The organism is Teichococcus aestuarii (genome assembly GCF_003116135.1).
Lineage (GTDB): Bacteria > Pseudomonadota > Alphaproteobacteria > Acetobacterales > Acetobacteraceae > Pseudoroseomonas > Pseudoroseomonas aestuarii.
In genome coordinates this window covers 222,117-240,401 of sequence record NZ_PDOA01000004.1, presented here as the reverse complement: position 1 = coordinate 240,401, position 18,285 = coordinate 222,117, and the positions used below count along the sequence as shown (strand labels likewise).

The 18,285-nt window shown below is 72.4% G+C and carries 19 protein-coding genes; 4 read left to right on the top strand and 15 right to left on the bottom strand.

Going from position 1 to position 18,285, the window contains the following annotated elements; translation table 11 throughout:
• Positions 1-45: 45 nt before the first annotated feature.
• From CR165_RS24980 to CR165_RS08950, 7 genes are all read right to left on the bottom strand, one after another.
• Positions 46-2,019, bottom strand: coding sequence for an Ig-like domain-containing protein (locus CR165_RS24980; RefSeq protein ID WP_181378070.1), 1,974 nt, complete (start codon positions 2,017-2,019; stop codon positions 46-48).
• A gap of 218 nt (positions 2,020-2,237) precedes the next feature.
• Entirely contained in the window at positions 2,238-3,227 is a 990-nt protein-coding gene (corA, locus tag CR165_RS08975; protein WP_109516627.1) for a magnesium/cobalt transporter CorA, read from the bottom strand.
• Positions 3,228-3,276: 49 nt separating this feature from the next.
• On the bottom strand, positions 3,277-3,993 hold the full coding sequence (mtnC, locus tag CR165_RS08970) for an acireductone synthase (protein ID WP_408887533.1): 717 nt from the start codon (positions 3,991-3,993) through the stop codon (positions 3,277-3,279).
• 11 nt (positions 3,994-4,004) lie between these two features.
• A complete protein-coding gene (locus CR165_RS08965; RefSeq protein ID WP_109516625.1) occupies positions 4,005-4,544 on the bottom strand; it encodes a 1,2-dihydroxy-3-keto-5-methylthiopentene dioxygenase in 540 nt (179 codons plus the stop codon).
• Complete coding sequence (locus CR165_RS08960) at positions 4,541-5,164, bottom strand: methylthioribulose 1-phosphate dehydratase (protein ID WP_109516624.1); 624 nt, start codon at positions 5,162-5,164, stop codon at positions 4,541-4,543. The genes CR165_RS08965 and CR165_RS08960 overlap by 4 nt, the downstream gene beginning before the upstream one ends.
• Positions 5,161-7,188, bottom strand: a complete 2,028-nt coding sequence (locus CR165_RS08955; protein ID WP_181378069.1) for a TRAP transporter permease — start codon at positions 7,186-7,188, stop codon at positions 5,161-5,163. Before CR165_RS08955 ends, CR165_RS08960 begins: the two co-directional genes overlap by 4 nt.
• A gap of 405 nt (positions 7,189-7,593) precedes the next feature.
• Positions 7,594-7,872 (bottom strand): twin-arginine translocase TatA/TatE family subunit, encoded by a 279-nt coding sequence (locus CR165_RS08950; RefSeq protein WP_109516622.1) that lies wholly within the window; start codon positions 7,870-7,872, stop codon positions 7,594-7,596.
• Positions 7,873-8,233: 361 nt separating this feature from the next.
• Between CR165_RS08950 and CR165_RS08945 the strand changes: the two genes are divergently transcribed.
• Positions 8,234-9,214, top strand: coding sequence for a TerC family protein (locus tag CR165_RS08945; protein ID WP_109516621.1), 981 nt, complete (start codon positions 8,234-8,236; stop codon positions 9,212-9,214).
• Between the two features lie 39 nt (positions 9,215-9,253).
• On the opposite strand, the gene CR165_RS08940 is transcribed toward CR165_RS08945, so the two are convergent.
• The 4 genes from CR165_RS08940 to CR165_RS08925 form a co-directional block, all read right to left on the bottom strand.
• Positions 9,254-10,240, bottom strand: a complete 987-nt coding sequence (locus tag CR165_RS08940) for a Bug family tripartite tricarboxylate transporter substrate binding protein (RefSeq protein ID WP_245906281.1) — start codon at positions 10,238-10,240, stop codon at positions 9,254-9,256.
• 64 nt (positions 10,241-10,304) lie between these two features.
• Positions 10,305-10,859 carry a CHAP domain-containing protein gene (locus tag CR165_RS08935; RefSeq protein ID WP_109516619.1) on the bottom strand — a complete coding sequence of 185 codons (555 nt, stop codon included), beginning with the start codon at positions 10,857-10,859 and terminating at the stop codon, positions 10,305-10,307.
• Positions 10,860-10,862: 3 nt separating this feature from the next.
• Positions 10,863-11,762, bottom strand: a complete 900-nt coding sequence (locus tag CR165_RS08930) for a hydroxymethylglutaryl-CoA lyase (protein ID WP_109516618.1) — start codon at positions 11,760-11,762, stop codon at positions 10,863-10,865.
• The gene (locus CR165_RS08925; protein WP_109516617.1) at positions 11,759-12,982 is read right to left on the bottom strand and encodes a CaiB/BaiF CoA transferase family protein; all 1,224 of its coding nucleotides are present in this window, start codon (positions 12,980-12,982) and stop codon (positions 11,759-11,761) included. Before CR165_RS08925 ends, CR165_RS08930 begins: the two co-directional genes overlap by 4 nt.
• A gap of 408 nt (positions 12,983-13,390) precedes the next feature.
• Here CR165_RS08925 and CR165_RS08920 point away from each other — a divergent pair, with 408 nt between their 5' ends.
• Both CR165_RS08920 and CR165_RS08915 read left to right on the top strand, forming a co-directional pair.
• Complete coding sequence (locus CR165_RS08920; RefSeq protein WP_109516616.1) at positions 13,391-13,759, top strand: CidA/LrgA family protein; 369 nt, start codon at positions 13,391-13,393, stop codon at positions 13,757-13,759.
• Positions 13,759-14,478, top strand: a complete 720-nt coding sequence (locus CR165_RS08915) for an LrgB family protein (protein WP_109516615.1) — start codon at positions 13,759-13,761, stop codon at positions 14,476-14,478. Before CR165_RS08920 ends, CR165_RS08915 begins: the two co-directional genes overlap by 1 nt.
• Before the next feature lie 55 nt (positions 14,479-14,533).
• Here CR165_RS08915 and CR165_RS08910 read toward each other — a convergent pair whose 3' ends face one another.
• The gene (locus CR165_RS08910) at positions 14,534-15,280 is read right to left on the bottom strand and encodes a superoxide dismutase (protein ID WP_109516614.1); all 747 of its coding nucleotides are present in this window, start codon (positions 15,278-15,280) and stop codon (positions 14,534-14,536) included.
• Between the two features lie 123 nt (positions 15,281-15,403).
• Between CR165_RS08910 and CR165_RS08905 the strand changes: the two genes are divergently transcribed.
• Complete coding sequence (locus CR165_RS08905) at positions 15,404-15,733, top strand: DMT family transporter (protein ID WP_109516613.1); 330 nt, start codon at positions 15,404-15,406, stop codon at positions 15,731-15,733.
• A gap of 11 nt (positions 15,734-15,744) precedes the next feature.
• On the opposite strand, the gene CR165_RS08900 is transcribed toward CR165_RS08905, so the two are convergent.
• Genes CR165_RS08900 through CR165_RS08890 form a run of 3 tightly spaced genes read right to left on the bottom strand, consistent with a single transcriptional unit; the run spans position 15,745 to position 18,284 of the window.
• Positions 15,745-16,140: a GFA family protein gene (locus CR165_RS08900; protein ID WP_109516612.1), complete on the bottom strand. Its 396-nt coding sequence runs from the start codon at positions 16,138-16,140 to the stop codon at positions 15,745-15,747.
• A gap of 27 nt (positions 16,141-16,167) precedes the next feature.
• Positions 16,168-17,070 (bottom strand): ABC transporter permease, encoded by a 903-nt coding sequence (locus CR165_RS08895; RefSeq protein ID WP_245906279.1) that lies wholly within the window; start codon positions 17,068-17,070, stop codon positions 16,168-16,170.
• Positions 17,067-18,284 (bottom strand): ABC transporter permease, encoded by a 1,218-nt coding sequence (locus CR165_RS08890; protein WP_181378068.1) that lies wholly within the window; start codon positions 18,282-18,284, stop codon positions 17,067-17,069. The genes CR165_RS08895 and CR165_RS08890 overlap by 4 nt, the downstream gene beginning before the upstream one ends.
• Position 18,285: the final 1 nt, after the last annotated feature.

The window sequence follows — 18,285 nt, the reverse complement described above, 5'->3', positions numbered from 1 at the left end:
TGTCAAGCGCGGGGCGATGACAGGCCGTGCCGCGGGCGCCGCGCCTCAGCCGAGGCCGAGGTCGCGCTGCTCGGCGATGCCGAAGTGGAGGTAGTGCTCCAGCGGGTTCATGCCGGCCGCGGCGACATCCGGGTTGGCCGCCAGATAGGCATCGCCCGAGAAGGCGGCGCTGGGGGCGCGGTGCTCCGCCCAGCCGAACTGCAGGTAATGCTCCACCGGGTTGATGCCGGCGGCCGCCACGTCCTGGTTGTTGGCGAGGTAGTAGTCCAGGTCGAACCACGCATTCGGGTCCCGCCCCTCGCGCCAGCCGAACTGGTCGAAATGCGCCTGCGGGTCCATCCCCGCCGCCGCCACGTCCGGGTTGTGCGCGAAGTAGAAGGCGTCGTCCATCAGCGGCCCCCGCGGCGCCGTGGCGTGCGGGGTGGCGCCGGCGGTGGCCAGGTCCTGCACCTGGCCGGTGGCCAGGTAGTGCTGCAGCGGGTTGCCGCCGGCGGCCTCCGGGTTCTGCGCCAGGTAGAAGGCGGTGGAGAAGGAGAGCGACGGGTCGCGCCCCTCCATCCAGCCGGACTGCATGTAGTGCTGCAGCGGGTCGATGCCGGCCGCGGCCACGTCGGGGTTCTGGTTCAGGTAGTAGGTGACGTCGAACAGGGCGCTGGGGTCGCGCTGCTCGTGCCAGCCGAATTGCTGGTAATGCGCCAGCGCGTCCATGCCGGAGGCGGCGACGTCCTGGTTCTGCGCCAGGTAGAATTCGCGGTCGAAGCCGGGGATGGGGAAGTCGGCCGCGTCCCGCGGCAGGTTGACCACCAGGGTGAGCGTGGCGGAGGGGTCGGAGGCCAGCCCCGCGGCGCTGGTCGCCACCGCCGACACATTGTGCCCGCCGCCGGCCAGGGCCGGGGTGGTGATGCTCCAGTTGCCATCGGTGGCGGTGGCGGTGCCGAGCACCGTCTCGCCATCCGTGTCGTAGAGGGTGACGAGGCTGCCCGCCTCCGCGGTGCCGCGGATGGTGGGCGTGGTGTCGGCGGTGATGCCGTTGCCCGCGACCCCCGTGTCGCTCGCCGCGTCCAGCATCAGCGTCGGCGCCGCCGGCGGCACCGGGTCCGCCGGCGGCTCAACGGGCGGCTCTGCCGTCACCGTCACGGTGGTGGCCTCGGAGGTGGAGACCTCGAAGAAGTGCATCAGCCCGTCATCGGGGCTGCGCTTCGCCTCGACGGTCGTGGCGGTGAAGCCGTAGGTGCCCTCGGCCAGCGGTCCGGTGGTGAAGTGCCAGACGCCGTTCGCATCCGTCAGCGCCTCGCCCAGCTTCGTGCCCGCGGCGTCCTTGATGTAGACGAGGGTGTACTGCTCGTCGGGCGCCGGCGCGTAGATCTCGGCGCGGCCGGTCAGCACCGCCACGGTGCGGCCCTCCGCATCCGTCTCTAGGCGCGGCGCCTCGGTGAGGCTGGCGGTCAGGTCGAAGTCGCGCGCGGTGAAGTCGCCGGCGCGCAGCGCGGTCTTGCCGCGCACGGTGAGCGTCTGCGTCTCCGAGAGACGGAAGACCACGGCGCCATCGGCCTCGGTGGCCGTCGCCAGCAGGCCGGCGAGGCTGCGGTAGTCGAAGCCCGGCAGGCTGATCAGGTCGCCGCCATCATCGCCGGGCTGGAAGCCCAGGATGGTGTCGCTGCCCTGGCCCGCGCGGATGATGAAGGTGTCGCCGCGCGGGACTACATGGCCGGCCTCGTGCGGGCTGCCATTGCCGATCAGGATGTCGTCGCCCGCGCCGCCATCGAGGATGTTGGGCTGGGCGTTGCCGGTGATGACGTTGTCCAGCGCGTTGCCGGTGCCGGAGGACCAGGCGGTGCCGGTGAGCGTCAGATTCTCGACATTCTCCGGCAGGGTGTAGCTGGAGAGCCAGGTCTGGATGGTGTCGATGCCGCCATCCGGCGCCTCGTCCACCTGGTCCGCCGGGTCGGAGATCGTGTAGGTGTCGTCGCCGGGGCCGCCGGCGATGATCCTGCCGCCGCTCAGCCTGTTGATTGCCATGCTCAAGGTGAAGCGCCTCTCCCTGCCGGTGCCTGTTCAAGCAGCGCGGCCGTGGCCGCGGCAAGCCGTGCCCCGGGCAAGAAAACGCGAGCAAAATCCGAGCATTACAGCAAGTTTACCTGCCGGACATGCCGGCGGGGCGAAAAGCCGGGAAAACCGGGAGATTGAATTCTCCCGGCCGGGATTCCCCATGCGTTCACAGTTTCCGGCGCGGGCGGCTACAGCCAGCCCTTGCGCTTGAAGTACAGCACCGGCAGCAGGCCGCTCACCACCATCACCAGCAACGCCGCCGGGTAGCCGAAGCGCCATTGCAGCTCGGGCATGGCGGCGAAGTTCATGCCGTAGATGCTGGCCACCAGGGTAGGCGGCATCAGCGCCACGCTGGCCACGGTGAAGGTCTTGATGATGCCGTTCTGGTCGATGTTGATGATGCCCAGCACCGCGTCGAGCAGGAAGTTGGCCTTGTTGTTGAGGAAGGCCGCGTGCTCCACCAGCGAGCGCACGTCGCGCATCAGCGTCTTGATGCTGGGCTTGTTCTCCTTGCGCACGGCGAAGGACTTCTCGGCGCCGACGAAGGTGAGGATGCGCGACAGGCCGAGCAGCGTCTCGTTGGCGCGGCTGGTCACCTCCCCCACCTGGCCGAGGGCGATCAGCACGTCCTTCAGGTCGGCGTCGCGCGCCTTCACCTTCACCTTGTGGGTGCTGCGGGCGTTGCGGAAGGCGGATTTGCTGGCGCGGTCCATGTCGGCGCCGATGCGCTCCAGCACGTCGGCCAGCCGGTCCACCACCGCCTCGAACTGGGCCAGCATCACGCCGTCGGGGCTGGCGAGCTGGGCCGGGGCGCGCAGCACGCGGGCGGCGAACACCGCGAAGGCCTTGGGCGTGGCGTAGCGCACCGTGACGAGGTTGTGCTCGGCCAGCACGAAGGTGATGGCGGTGGAGCCGTACTCCCCCTCATCCACCCCGTAGAGGAAGTTGGCGGTGAGGAAGAGCGCCTCGTCCTCCTTGTAGAGGCGGGAGGAGCTCTCGATCTCCTGCATCTCCTCCCGCGTCGGGATCTCCAGGCACAGCGCCGCCTGGACCGCCTTCTCCTCCTCCGGGCTGGGGTTGAGCAGGTCGATCCAGACCGCCTCGCGCAACGCCTCGGGCGCCGGGATGCCCTCATGGCGCAGGGTCCGGCCCTCGCGCACGGTGTAGGTGGTCATCATGCCGTGCGAACTCCCGGCGATGCGTTGGCGGAAAGGAGGAGGTGGCCCCTCAGGCGGCGGAGAGGCGCGGCACCGGTAGGCCGAAAGCCGCGGCGACGCCAGGGAAATCCTCGGCCCAGGGGTGCCGCCCGCTGGCCACCGTGCCGTCCTGCGCCCGCACCAGCTGGCAGACGCGCAGCCCCGCATGGGCCGCGGCGTCGAGCTCCTCCGCCACGTCGGAGAGGAACAGGATCTCCTCCGGCGGGCGGTGCAGGGCCTGGGCGATGGCGGCGTAGCTGGCCGCCTCGCGCTTGGCTCCCACCGCCGTGTCGAAGAAGCCGCCGAACAGCGGCACCAGGTCGCCAGCGCTGGAGTGGCCGAACAGCAGCTTCTGCGCCGCCACCGAGCCGGAGGAATACACCGCCAGGAACAGCCCGGCGCGCGCCCAGGCCCGCAGGCAGGGCGCGACGTCCGGCCAGAGATGCCCCTCGATCTCGCCGCTGACGAAGCCCTGGCGCCAGATCAGCCCCTGCAGCGTCTTCAGCGGGCCGATCTTGGCGTCCTCGGCCATCCAGCGGCGCAGCGCGGCGCGGACATCCTCGCCCGGCCTGGCGGCGCGCTCCGCCTCGCGCAGGCAGGCGGCCACCGCCGCCTCCTCGCCATGCGCGTCGAGGAAGCCGTCCAGCGCCCGCTCCGCGAAGGGGAACAGCGTCTCCTTCACGAAGGCGATGGCGCTGGTGGTGCCCTCGATATCGGTCAGCACCACGCCGAGCGGCGCGGCGCTCACGCCCGCACCGCTCATCCGGTCACCGCCGGGAAGCGCTCGGAGATGTCGGTGCCGGTGTAGTGCGGCGTCCAGCCCGTGGTGTCGGTGAAGACGCGCAGCGCCGTCACCTTCGGCTCGACGCCGGCGTCGAACCAGTGCTGGGTGTTGGCCGGCACGCTGATCAGGTCGCCGCGCGTGCAGTGCGCGTCGTACACCTTGCCGTCCACATGCATGATGAAGTTGCCGCCGCCCTCGTGGAAGAAGCGGATCTCGTCCTCGGTGTGGGTGTGCTCGGAGAGGAACTTGGCGCGCAGCGCATCCTTCTGCGGGTGGCTGCCGTCCAGCTTGATCACATCCGCCGTGCCGGCGCTGCTGCCAGCCATGAAGGCGTCGAGCTGCGGGCGATAGGCCTCCAGCACGGCCTCGGCCGAAGCACCCTCGGGCAGTTCGGCCACCTGCCAGCGCTCGAAGCGCACGCCGATCGGCGCCAGGGCGCGGGCGATCTCCGCCGCGTCGCCCGTCCGCGTCAGTTCCACGCCTGTGGCGGCGTCCTTGATGGTGAGAAGGCTCATCGGCTCCTCCGCTCCTGCAATTCGCATTCCAGCATGAATTCGAGCGCCTCCAGCCGGGCCAGCGCCGCATCCATGTCCCGCGCCCATACATAGACCCCGTGGCCGCGGATCAAATAGCCCGGCGGGATGACAGACATGCCCTGCCAGCGGGAATCGACCGCCGCCTGCAGGCGGGCAATGTCCTGGTCGTTGTCGAACACCGGCACCGCCACGGTCGCGTCGTGGGTGGGCAGGCCGGGAAAGGCCTTCAGCAGCTCGTAGCCCGAGAGGGCGATCTCCTCCCCCACCAGGCGGGAGAGCACGGTGTTGGGCACGGAATGGCCGTGCAGCACCGCCCCCGCCTCGGGGAAGCGGCGGTAGATGCCGCAATGCAGCAGCGTCTCGGCGGAGGGGCGCGCCCCCGCCTCCTCCGGCCGGCCCTCCAGGTCCACCGCCATCACCGAATCGGTGTCGAGGAAGCCCTTGTGCCGGCCGGAGCGGGTGACGGCGACGCGGCCGCCCGGCAGCCGCACCGAGAAATTGCCGGCCGTGGCGGGCACCCAGTGGAAGCGGTCCATGCGGCGCCCGGCGCCGATGATGGCCTGGATGGCGGCATCGGGGATGGGGGCAGGCAGGCTCATGCGGCGGGCTCCGTTCGAGCGGCGGGATGGATGCGGCGCTGATACAGCACCAGCGCCGCCATGCCAGCCAGGCCGAGCAGGTCCGTGTAGCCTTCCGGCACCATCAGCGAGAGGCCGAGCAGCCCCGCCGCCAGCCGCAGCGGCCAGGGCAGCGGGCCGTTCAGCATCCAGCCCTCGGTGGCGCAGGCCAGCATCCACACCCCGGCCAGCGCCGTGGCCACCGCCAGCAGGATGCCCGGCAGCGGCCCCTGCGCCAGCAGCGCCGGCGAGACCCAGAACAGGAACGGCACGATGAAGGTGGCCAGCCCCAGCTTCACCGCGATCATGCTGGTGCGCCAGAGGTCGGCCCCCGCCATGCCGGCGGCGGCGAAACTGGCCAGCGCCACGGGCGGCGTGATGGCCGAGAGGGTGGCGTAGTAGAAGACGAACATGTGCGCCACCAGCGGCTCCACCCCCATGCGGGTGAGGCCCGGCGCCACCACGGCGGCGGCGATGGCGTAGGCGGCGGTGGTGGGCACCCCCATGCCGAGGATGATGGCCACCCCCATGGCGAACAGCATGGCCAGGAAGGCGGAGGCGCCGGCGATCTCCAGCAGCAGGCTGGCGAATCGCCCGCCCACCCCGGTCAGGCCGATGACGCCGGCGACGATGCCGGCCGTGGCGCAGACGGCGATGAGCTGCATCATCTCCCGCGCGCTGCCGGAGAGCGCGCCGTAGATCGCCCCCGCCGTCTCCGCCACCGCGCCGATGACGGCCGCCACCGGCCCCTGCCGCCGCGCGGGCGCCGCGCTGGGGCCCTCCGGCGGCGCGCCCAGCAGCAGCCGGTGCGCCAGCGCCGTGCCGAGCATGATGGCGATGGTGGCGCCGATGCCCCAGGCGGCGGCGCGGAAGGGCGAGAAGCCGATCACCAGCATCCAGATCAGCAGCACCAGCGGCGCCGCCATGTAGGCGCGGCGGGCCAGCCCCAGCCAGCGCGGCAGCTCCTCGCGCGGCAGGCCGCGGATGCCGGCCTTGCGGGCGTTCAGGTCGCAGTGGATGTAGTTGGCGGCGTAGAACAGCAGCGCCGGGATCAGCCCGGCCAGCGCGATCTCGGTGTAGGGCACGCCCAGCACCTCGGCCATGATGAAGGCGCCCGCCCCCATCACCGGCGGCGTGATCTGCCCGCCCGTGGAGCTGGTGGCCTCCACCGCCGCCGCCGTGGCGCGGTCGTAGCCGACGCGCCGCATCATCGGGATGGTGAACATGCCCGAGGCCACCACATTGGCCACCGCCGAGCCGGAGATGGTGCCGAACAGCAGGCCGGAGATCACCGTCACCTTGGCCGGGCCGCCGCGCGCCCAGCCCACCGCCGCCAGCGCCAGGTCGTTGAAATAGGCGCCGGCGTTGGAGACCTGGAGGAAGGCCGCGAAGGTGACGAACATGGCGATGAAGGTGGCCGAGACCTGCACCACCGTGCCCAGCACGCCGTTGTTGCCGAACACCTCGATCAGCGCCGGCGCCAGCTCCACCCCACGGTGGTAGAGCGGCCCGGGCATCCAGGGCCCGATGAAGCAGTAGGCCAGGAACACCACCCCGATCGCCGGCATCACCAGCCCGGCGGTGCGGCGGGTGAATTCCAGCACCAGCACGATGCCCACCCCCGCCGCCGCGAGATCCTGCCAGTTCGGCCCCATGAAGGAGCGCATCTCGATGCCGTCCGCGTCCAGCGCGTAATGGGCGACGATGAGCAGGCAGGGCAGCATCAGCGCCCAGTCGTACCAGGGGATGCGCGGCCCGCCGCGCCGGCCGGGGGCGAACAGCGCGAAGCCCAGCGCGGCGCCCAGGAAGACATGCGCGGCGCGGGAGACGGTGGGGTCGGCCGGCGCCACCAGCAGCACCCAGAGATGCCAGGCGATGAAGGCGGCGCCCGCCGCCGCCCAGAGCCGCCCCTGCCACCCCGCCAGCGCGCGCCGCGAATTGGCGAATTCCAGATCATCGACCGGCGTCGCCCCGCCAGCCGCCTGCACGGCGCCCGAATGCGTCAAGAGCCATCCCCCCTTGCCTGCCGCTGGCCGGCCCTTCTGCCGGGGCCGCCGCGTGCTTCCTGGGTGGCGCGCCGGCGGCACGCCACGTGCCCAGGCTAACGGGCCGGGCGCGCGGCTTTCAACGCCGCGCTGAAGGCCACACGAGGTGCCGCGCCCATCGCCACCCCGGCTGGCGGCGGGACTGGCCCGGCCAGCGGGCGGAGACGGAAAGGAAGGAGGACAGGAAAGGTCATCGCGCCGCGGTGCGGCACGGTACGGGGCCGGCAGGCGCAGCACCCGGCAGCGGCTTCTGCCGCCTCCGGGCACCGCCCGCCCCCGCGGATTCTCCGGCGGGGAGAGCCCTGGGGCACGGAGACCCGTACCCCGGCTTCGCGGGCCGGGCGCGAGGCTCCGGCCCGGGCGGCGTCAGGCCGCGGGGTGGGAAGAGGTGGAGGTGTTCGGCTGCGTGCTCGTGTTGCGCGCCTGGGCCGGGCTGGCCGGGCCGGAGATGTTGCCGGCCGGCGGCGCGGGCGGCGCGTCGGCCGCCATGGACGCATCCTTCTCGTCGTCCTCCTTCATGTTCTGCTTGAAGGACTTGATGCCCTTCGCGAGGTCGCCCATCAGGCCGCTGATCTTCCCGCCGCCGAACAGCAGCAGGATCACGAGCAGCACGACAAGCCAGTGCCAGATGCTGAAGGAACCCATAGCCACGCCTCGATCCAATTTGGGCGGCCACCGGCCTGACGGGAATGCCCACGCCAGCCGGACCGCGTCTCCTCGCCGTGATGACGGACACTAATGTCCCGTGCACCGTCGCGCAAATCAGGACATGGCGTGAATCGCGTCCGGAAACAACCGCTCTTGCAACCGGATGACATTTCATCCATTAATTCCTCGGATCCGGGCCCCTCTGGCGACCCGGCGGCGTCCATGGCTCGTCCATGGCCAGCCGCCTTCGTGATGTCGGATCGACTTCTCGTGCAATCCGGGCCCGGTCTGCATTCCCCTGTAGCGACTTCCACGGCCGAATCGTGGCCGGGCCCCTATTCTGAGGAGCCGTCCCTCCGTGGAAGCTTCAATCTGGTTCTGGGTTATCTTCAACGCGGCCGTCATGGGCCTGCTGCTGCTCGACCTCGGCGTCTTCGCCAGGAAGGACGCCAATGGCGACCCGGCGCCGGTGCCGGTCAAGACCGCGCTCATCAAGTCGGCCGCCTATGTCGGCCTCGCCCTGCTGTTCTTCGGCTGGCTGCGCCTCAGCTATGGCCTGACGCCGGAGGAACGCAGCGCCAAAAGCCTTGAGTTCCTCACCGGCTACGTCATCGAGTGGTCGCTCTCGGTCGACAACATCTTCGTTTTCGTGCTGCTCTTCGCCAAGTTCGGCGTGCCGGCGGCCTATCAGCACCGCGTGCTGTTCTGGGGCATCCTGGGCGCGCTGGTGATGCGCGGCATCATGATCCTCGTCGGCACCGCGCTGATCCGCGAGTTCGATTGGGTGATGATCATCTTCGGCCTGTTCCTCATCTACAGCGGATGGGCCATGCTGCGCGCCGCCGACGAGGAGCCGGACCCGACGCAGAACCCCGTGCTCGGCTGGATGCGCCGCCACCTGCCGGTGACGGACACCTTCCGCGGCAAGAGCTTCAGCGTCGTCGAGAACGGCAAGCGGATGCTGACGCCGCTCGCCCTGGTGCTGGTGCTGGTGGAGCTGACCGACCTGCTCTTCGCGCTGGACAGCATCCCGGCCATCTTCGCCGTCTCGACCGACCCGTTCATCGTCTACACGGCGAACGTCTTCGCCATCCTCGGCCTGCGCGCCATGTACTTCGCGCTCGCCGGCATCATCCACCGCTTCAAGTACCTGAAGCACGGGCTGTCGATCGTGCTGATGATCGTCGGCGCCAAGATGCTGGCCAACTGGTTCGCCGGCGGCAAGGCGGTGCCGGTGGAATACGCCCTGATGGTGACAGCCAGCATCATCGCCGGCTCCATCGCCCTCTCGCTGTGGAAGACCCGCCACGACAAGGAGGAGCCGAAGCCGGTCCTCTGACCGCGCGCCGGGGGGAGCCCTCCTCCCCCCGGCCGGCCCTCAATCCGCCTTGATGCCGAGGCGCGCGATCATGCCGCCCCAGCGGGCGGTCTCCTCCGCCACCCAGGCGGCCAGCGCCTCCGGCCCGGAGGCGACGATCTCGAACCCCGCCGTGCCGGTGGCCTGCCGCGCCTCCGGCGTCTCCAGCGCCGCCCGCGTCTCCCGCGCCAGCCGGGCGATGACATCCGCCGGCATCGCGGCCGGCGCCACCAGCGCGTTCCAGGCATAGGAGACGGCGCCGGGCAGGCCGGCCTCCACCAGCGTCGGCACCTCGGGCAGCTGCGGCAGCCGGGCCTCGGCGGTCACCGCCAGCGCCCGCACCTGCCCCTCCCGCACCTGCGGCAGGATGCCCGCCACGGTCAGGATCATGGCGTCGATCCGCCCGGCCACGAGGTCCAGCACCGCCTGCGGGAAGCCGCGATAGGGCGCGTGCTCCAGCGCGATGCCGGTGCGCGCCTTGAGATCCTCCATCGCCAGGTGCCCGCCCGAGCCGGCACCCACCGAGCCATAGGTCAGCTTGCCGGGATTGGCCTTGGCATGGGCGACGAAGCCGGCCAGGTCGCGCGCCGGCAGGTCCGGCTTCACCACCAGCACCTGCCCCGCCCGCGCCAGCAGCGAGATGGGCGCCAAATCCTTCGCCGGGTCGTAGGGCAGGTGCGGGTAGAGGGCGGGGGCGGTGGCCAGCGGGCCGTTGATGGTCAGGCCGATGGTGTGGCCATCCGTCGCCTTGGCCACGGCGTCGGTGCCGATGTTGCCGCCGGCGCCGGCGCGGTTCTCCACCACGAAGGGCTGGCCGAAGACCTGGGCGTAATGCGGCGTCAGGGCGCGGGCCAGGATGTCGGGCGTGGAGCCGGCGGGGAACGGCACGACGAGGCGCACCGGCCGGGTGGGCCAGGCCGGCTGCGCCCGCGCTCCGCGCGGCGCGGCGAGGGCGGCGCCTGCGAGGGCGAATCCGCTGGCGAGCAGGGTGCGGCGATGCAGTGTCACGGGCCAACCTCCGGCAGGGCTTTTCCCCGCTTGCAGCACGCGCGGCGGGCTTCGTCCAGCCGCGCTAGCGCGCCGCCACCGCCTGCCCGCCATGCACGAAGCCGGCGGCCGGATAGGCCGTCACGCCATAGTCCCGCACCGGCGGGTACCAGACCCGCACCAGCGACCAGTCGTTGCGCGGCGAGACATCCACCACCGGCTGGTCCAGCGCGATGCGCCCCTTGGCGCCGCCACTGGCCCAGTTGGCATGGTCCACCCGGATCTCGCGCGCCGAGAGCACGCGGCTGACCACCGCCACATGCCCGTCCCGCATCCGCCCCGCGGGGCGCAGCACCAGCACGCTGCCGGGGCGCGGCGCGGCGCCGCGCGCGTAGCGGCCCGAGGCGGCCTCCCACCAGGTGCCGGCATCGCCATACAGCTCGATGCCGGAGCGGGCGCGGGCATAGGGCACGCAGGCCACCGGCTCGCGCAGCGCGGCGGCGCCGGTGACGGGGCCGCCGCCGCTGCCGCCGCCGCAGGCGGCAAGGGTCAGGAACAGCAGCAGGCCGAAGCATTTGAGAGGGGCGCCGCCCCTCTCAAACTCTCCCCGCCAAGAACCTGAGGTTCTTGGATCTCCCATGCGTCAGGCGGCGCGGGCGGCGGGGACGCCGCGCATGCGGCCGCCCGGCGTGCCGCCCGGGACGGCGGCGCAGAGATCGGCCGCCACCAGCAGCTTCGGCCAGTCGAGGCCGGTCGCCACGCCCATGCGGCGGAACATCCAGGCGAGGTCCTCGGTGGCGGTGTTGCCGGTGGCGCCAGGGGCGAAGGGGCAGCCGCCAAGGCCGCCCGCCGCGCCGTCGAACACCCGCACGCCCGCCTCGTAGGCCGCCAGCGCGTTCGCCACGCCCATGCCGTAGGTGTCGTGGCCATGGAAGGCGAAGGGATTCTCCCAGGAGGCGATGGTGTGGCGGAACACCGCCGCCACCTGGTCCGGCGACGCATTGCCGGTGGTGTCGGCGATGCCGATCTCCATGCCCAGGTCCAGGGAGAACACCTTCTCCACCATGTCCACCGCATCGGCCACCGGCACCACCCCCTCGAAAGGGCAGTGGAAGGCGCAGGAGAGGTTGAAGCGCATCTTCACCCCCAGCCGCGTGCCCTCGCGCACCAGCTCGGAAAGCTCGGCCAGGCTGTCGGCGCGGCCGCGGTTGAGGTTGGCGCGGTTGTGCGCCTCGGTGACGGACATGAAGAAGCCCAGCCGGTCCGCCCCCGCCGCCAGGGCGAGGTCGAAGCCCTTGCGGTTGGGCACCAACACCGTGCACTCCAGGCCGGGCAGCGCCTTGGCCGCCTTCAGCACCTCGGCCGTGTCGGCCATCTGCGGCACGGCGCGCGGGCTGACGAAGCTGCCCACCTCCATCCGCCGCACGCCCGCCTCGTAGAGGGCGCGCACCATGGCTACCTTGGTCTCGGTGGGCACGAAGGGGCCGATGGATTGCAGCCCGTCGCGCGGGGCGACCTCGCTGATGGTGACGCTCTCGCTCATGCTTCAGCCTCCTCGCCCAGCCATTCGCCGAACACCCGCGCGTTGTGCGCGCCCGCCGCCGGCCCCGTCCAGCGCACCATGTCGCGCGGCGCCACGCCGTCGAAGCGGAAGGGCGCCGCCGGGTGCAGCACGGGGCCGATCAGCGGGTCCTGCACCGTCATCACCGAATCCCGGGCGCGGAAATGCGGGTCCTCGGCGATGTCGCGGATGTCGTAGAGGCGGGAGCAGGGCACGTCCACCGCCTCCAGCGCGTCCTGCGCGTCCTTCGCCGGCAGGGTGCGCGTCCAGGCGGCGATGGCGGCATCCAGCTCGGCGGCGTTGGCGCAGCGGCCGGCATTGTCGGCCATGCGCGGGTCGGCCGCCAGCTCGGGGCGGCCGATGGCGCCCATCAGCCGGCGGAAGATGAGGTCGGAATTGCCGGCGACGCAGAGCCACTTGCCATCGGCGCAGGGGTAGGTGTTGGTGGGCGCGGCGGTGGGAATGGCGGCGCCCGCCGGCTGGCGGATCTTCCCCGTCAGCCCGTATTCGGGGAGCATCCCCTCCATCAGGCTCATCACGCTGTCCACCAGGTTGATGTCGATGATGCGGCCGCGCCCCTCCTGCCCCGCGCGGTCCCGCCCCCAGCAGGCGGAGACCACGGCCATGGCGGCGTACATCCCCGCCAGGTCGTCGCTGATGGAGATGCCGCAGCGCGGCGGCGGCAGCTCGGTCTGGCCCGGGTTGGCGGTGAGGTGGCGCAAGCCCCCCATCGCCTCGCCGATGGCGCCGAAGGCCGGCTTGTCCCGGTATGGCCCGTCCTGCCCGTAGCCGGAGACGCGGGCGATGACGAGGCGCGGATTCTCCGCCTGCAGCACCTCCGGCCCCAGCCCGATGCGCTCCAGGTAGCCGGGGCGGAAATTCTCCACCAGCGCGTCGGCGCGGGCGGCGAGCTTCACCAGGCGCGCCTTGTCGCGCGGGTTCTTCAGGTCGAGCGTGACGGAGAGCTTGTTGCGGCCATGGATGCTGAACCACACCGGGTGGCCCTGCGCCTTGCTGCCCCAGCCGCGGATGGGGTCGCCCTCGGGCGGCTCCACCTTCACCACCTCGGCCCCCATGTCGGCCAGCAGGCGGGTGGCGAAGGGGCCGGCGATGTAGTGCCCCAGCTCCAGCACCCGCAGCCCGGCCAGGGGCAGGGCGCTCTGGGTGGGGCCGGATTCCGGCGCGGTGCGTGCCGTGCTCATGCGCGTGTCTCTCCCCGGTTCATGGCGGCAGCCTTGGCGAGGCGGGGGCCGCCGGCAAGAGGGGCGCGAATTTTTTGCGGCGCGCCGGTGCCGAAAACCAAACCTCAACCATCTGCCCGGCATGATGCGCCCGGGCCATGAACCCAGGCCCTGTCTCTCCCGATGGGGTGCCGGTCCCCGAATACCTGCCGGCATCCTCCGCGCCACCTAACCTCCCCGGCGCGGGATCACTTCAGGGGCGGGCCTTCCCCCGGAGGTCCGCCCCGCTTTTTTTGCAAGGCCATAGGGCTGGATCGTGCCCGCGCCGGGGCCGATCATGGGCGCCCCCCTTCCCGCCTCCGAAGGAGCCCCGCCCATGCGGCCCGCCCCCCACCCTGCCCTGCCCGCGAAGCGGCGGGGAGCCACGGCATGATCAACGGCCTGACCCTGCTCCTCCTCTGCCAGCTCTGCGGCGAGGTGCTGGCGCGTGCGCTGCACCTGCCGGTGCCGGGGCCGGTGATCGGCATGGCGCTGCTCTTCGCCGGGCTGCTGCTGCGCGACCGGCTGCGCGGCAGCCCGGCCGAGGCGCCGGGCGCCCCCGGCCTCGGCCAGACCGCCGACACGCTGCTGATGCATCTGGGCCTGCTCTTCGTGCCGGCGGGGGTGGGGGTGGTGGTCTACCTGCCGCAGCTGGCGCGGGACTGGGCGCCGCTCTCGCTGGCCGTGGTGGCGGGCACGCTGGCCGGCATCGCCTTCACCGGGCGGCTGGCGCAGGCGCTGATCCGGCGGCTGGGCTGATGGTCGATCTGGCGCAGATCTGGGTCTATCTGGCGCGCGACCCGCTGGCGGCGCTGACCGCCACGCTGCTGGCCTGGATGGCCGGGCTGCGGCTGGCGGCACTGTGCCGCTGGCACCCGGCGGCCAACCCGGTGCTGTTCGCGGTGGCGCTGCTGGCGGCGGCGCTGCTGCTCACCGGCATCGAGTACCGGCAGTATTTCCAGGGCGCGCAGTTCGTCCACTTCCTGCTCGGCCCGGCCACGGTGGCGCTGGCGGTGCCGCTCTACCGGCAATGGCAGCATGTGCGCCGCTCGGCGCTGGCGGCGCTGCTGGCGGTGATCGCGGGCGGCGGCGTGGCGGCGGCGGTGGGGGTGGCCTTCGCGCTGATGCTGGGCGCGGCGCCCGAGATCACCGCCAGCCTCGCGCCGCGCTCCGTCACCACGCCGGTGGCCATGGGCATCGCCGAGCAGATCGGCGGCCTGCCGGGGCTGACGGCAGCGGTGGTGCTGGCCTCCGGCGTCACGGGGGCGACGCTCGGCCCGATGACGCTGAACGCCATGCGGGTGAAGGACTGGCGCGCGCGCGGACTGGCCATGGGCACCGCCGCGCACGGCCTCGGCACGGCGCGGGCCATCGCGGTGAACGCGACGGCCGGCGCCTTCAGCGGCATGGCGATGGGGCTAAACGCCCTGGCCACCGCCCTGCTGCTCCCCCTGCTCTGGCGCCTGGTCTTCGGCTGACCGCGCCGGGCGGGGTGGGAAGCCCGGGGGAAAGAGCCTTCCCCCTGGGGCCGCCTCAGATCTTCAGCGTGCCCGCCTTCGCGGCCGCGTAGCGCTCGCCCACCTTCGCCCAGTCGACGACGTTCCACCACGCGGCGAGGTATTCCGGCCGGCGGTTGTTGTACTTCAGGTAGTAGGCGTGCTCCCACACGTCGTTGCCCATCAGCACGCGCTGGCCTTCCATGACCGGCGTGTCCTGGTTGGGCCGGCTGGCCAGCGCCAGCTTGCCGCCCTGGTCCACGGTGACGAACACCCAGCCCGAGCCGAAGACGCGCCCGCCCATGCCGTTGAAGTCGGACTTCATCTTGTCGAGCCCGCCGAGATCGCGGTCGATCGCCTGGGCCAGCTCGCCGGAGGGGCTGCCGCCCTTGCCGCCCATGATTTGCCAGAACATGGCGTGGTTGGCGTGGCCGCCGCCATTGTTGCGCAGCGCCGTGCGCACGCTCTCGGGCGCCTCGCCGATCTTCGTCAGCAGCTGCTCCAGCGGCATGGCGGCGAGCTGGCCGTGGTCCTTCAGCGCGGTGTTGAGGTTGTTCACATAGGCCGCGTGGTGCTTGCCGTGGTGCAGCTCCATGGTAGCGGCGTCGATATGCGGCTCCAGCGCGTTGGCGGCGTAGGGCAGCGGCGGCAGGGTGTAGGGGCCGGAGGGCGCCGCCGACTGGCCCAGGCCACGGCGCGGCGTGGCGAACAGGCCGGTGGCGAACAGCGTGGCGCCGGCGGCCAGCATGCCGCGCCGGGCGAGCATGGGGGTGGTGGTGGTCATGGCGTCTGGGTCTCCCTTGTCCCGTGGATGCGGGTGCAACACGGCAGGTGGCCCCGGGATGCGGCGCTGGTAAGAGCCGCCGCGCGCTTGACAGCACGCTTTCGCAACGGCACGGGCCGGCGCATGGCCACGCTGCACCTCGCCCTCGCCATCCTGCTCGAAGTGATCGCCACCTCCGCCCTGGCGGCGACCCAGGGCTTCACCCGCCTGCTGCCCTCGGTGGTGGTGGTGCTGGGCTATGGCGGCGCCTTCTACTTCCTGTCGCTGGCGCTCCGCGCATGGCCCGTGGGCATCGCCTACGCGCTGTGGTCCGGCATCGGCGTCGTGCTGGTCTCGGCGGCGGGGTGGCTGCTCTACGGCCAGCGGCTCGACGCGGCGGCGGTGCTCGGCATCGGGCTGATCCTGGCCGGGGTGCTGGTCATAAACCTGTTGTCAGGCAGCGCCGGGCACTGAGGCCCCCCGCCCTACTCCGTCCGCCAGCCGGGGATCCGCGGCAATCCGTCCGCCAGCGCCAGCCAGGAAAGGCGGCCGGCGGCCTGGGTGTGGTCGGCCGGCGGCACCGCCTCCGGCTCGTCCAGGCTGGCGATGGTGACGTCGATCTCCTCCGGCGTGGCCAGGCCGCGCCAGGTGAGGGTGGTGCCGCAATCGGCGCAGAAGCCGCGCTCGGCCTTGGCGCTGGAGGCGAAGAAGCGGGGCCGGCCCCGGGTGAAGCGCAGCCGCGCCATGGCCACGCTGAACCAGGCCACGCAGGGCGCCCCGGCGGCGCGCCGGCAATCGGCGCAGTGGCAGATCGTCGGGTGGAAGGGCGCGCCCTCCGCCACGTAGCGCACCGCGCCGCAGAAGCATCCGCCTTCCAGCATGGCCCTCTCCCGGGTTCGTACGCGCCTTCAACGCGGGCGGCGCAGCAGCGTCACCGCCAGCAGCATCAGGCCGGAGATCAGCACCAGCACCATGGCCGCCGCCATGATGGTGAGGCTGATCGAATCGTTCAGGCCGGAGAACATCTGCCGCGGCAGGGTGCGCTGCGCGGGGCCGGCGATGAACAGCGCCACCGCCACCTCGTCGAGGCTGGTGGCGAAGGCGAAGACCGCGCCCGCCGCCACGCCGGGGGCGATCTGCGGCAGGCAGACGCGCCAGAAGGCCCGCACGGGCGAGGCGCCACAGGCCGCCGCCGCGCGCAGCTGCGTGGCGTCGAACTGCTGCAGCGCCGCCAGCACCGTCACCACCACGAAGGGCGCGCCGAGCGCGGCATGGCCCAGGATCAGCCCGGTGAAGCTGCTGGTCAGGCCGAGCGGCCCGAAGGCCAGCAGCAGCGCCACCGCGACGATGATGGCCGGCACCACCATCGGCGCCAGCAGCACCGCCATCACCACCGCCTGGCCGGGGAAGCGCCAGCGCCACAGGCCGAAGGCGGCCAGCGTGCCCAGCACTCCGGCCAGCAGCGCGGCGGCGGCGCCGACGCGCAGGCTGTTCCACAGCGCCGGCAGCCAGAAGTCGGAGCTCCAGAAATCGGCGTACCAGCGCAGCGAGAGGCCGGGCAGCGGGTAGTGCAGGAAGGACCCCGCGGAGAAGGAGAGCGGCAGCACCGCCAGCACCGGCGCCAGCAGGAACAGGATGGCCAGCACGCCGAAGGCCCAGAGCAGGATGCGCCCCGGCTTCAGCGGGGCGCGCATCCGCGCGGGCGTGGGCGGCGGCGCCGGGGGTGGCGCGGCGGGCGGCACGGGCGCGGCCGGGGCCTCACGGCCGGCGATGCGCGCCGGGATGCGCGGCGTGGCGGGGCCGGCGCTCATGCCGCGCGCATCCGCGAGAAGCCGACGAGCCGGCCATACACCGCCAGGATCACCGCGACCGCCGCCAGGATCAGGCAGGAGAGCGCCGCCGCCATCCCCCAGTTGACCGTGCGGGAGGCGTAGAAGGCGACGAAATAGGGCAGCATCTGGTCGTTGGCGCCGCCGAGCAGGGCGGGCGTGACGTAGAAGCCCAGCGCCTGGATGAACACCAGCAGGCACCCCGCCCCCACCCCTGGCAGGGAGAGCGGCAGCGTCACCCGCCAGAAGGCCAGCGCCGGCGCGGCGCCGAGCGAGACGGCGGCGCGCGGCAGCCGCCAGTCCAGCGACTTCAGGCTGGCATAGATGGGCAGCACCATGAAGGGCAGCAGGATGTGCACCATGGCCAGCAGCACGGCGCCGCGGTTGAACAGCAGCGGCAGCGGCCCGGAGGTCAGCTGCAGCGCGCCGAGGGCGGCGTTCACCACCCCCTCGCGTTGCAGCAGCACCATCCAGGCGGCGGTGCGGACGATCAGGCTGGTCCAGAAGGGCAGCAGCACGCCGGCCATCAGCCAGGGCACAGCGCGCGGCGGCGCGGTGGCGATCAGCCAGGCCAGCGGGTAGCCGACGCCGAGGCAGATGAGCGTGGCCAGCAGCCCCATCCACAGGGTGCGCCAGAGGATGGCGCGGAAGATCGCCTCGTCCGGTGGAGCGGTGGCGAGGCTGCCGGTGGCGTCCCGCTTCAGGTCGAGCACCGCCAGCAGGTTGAAGTCCGAGACCGGGCCGCCGGCGCGGCGGATGGCGCCCCAGGGGGCGATGCCGCCCCACTCCTCGCTGATCGCCAGCACCGCCGCGCGCGCCTCGCCCTCGAAGGGCTGGGCCACGCGCCGGGCGGTCATCGGCAGCAGGGAGCGGAAGCCGGGCAGGTCGGCGTTCAGCCGCGCCGCGGCGCGGGCGATGCCGCCGCCGCCCGCCTGCTGGTCACGCGCCCGCGCTTCCCGCAGATCCTCGACCAGCGCGGCGAAGGCGGGCTCGCCCGGCGGCGCCGTGCCGTCCCAGGCCGAGAGCGCGGCCAGGGTGCGCGGCAGCACCGGCGCCACCTCGCCCTCCTGCACCGCGCGGAACAGGAAGGCGCCGATCGGCAGCACGAAGACGCCAAGCAGGAACAGCAGCAGCGGCGCCACCAGCGCCGCCGCCGCCAGCCGCGCTTTCAGCGGCGCATTCGTCCCTTGGGCCAAG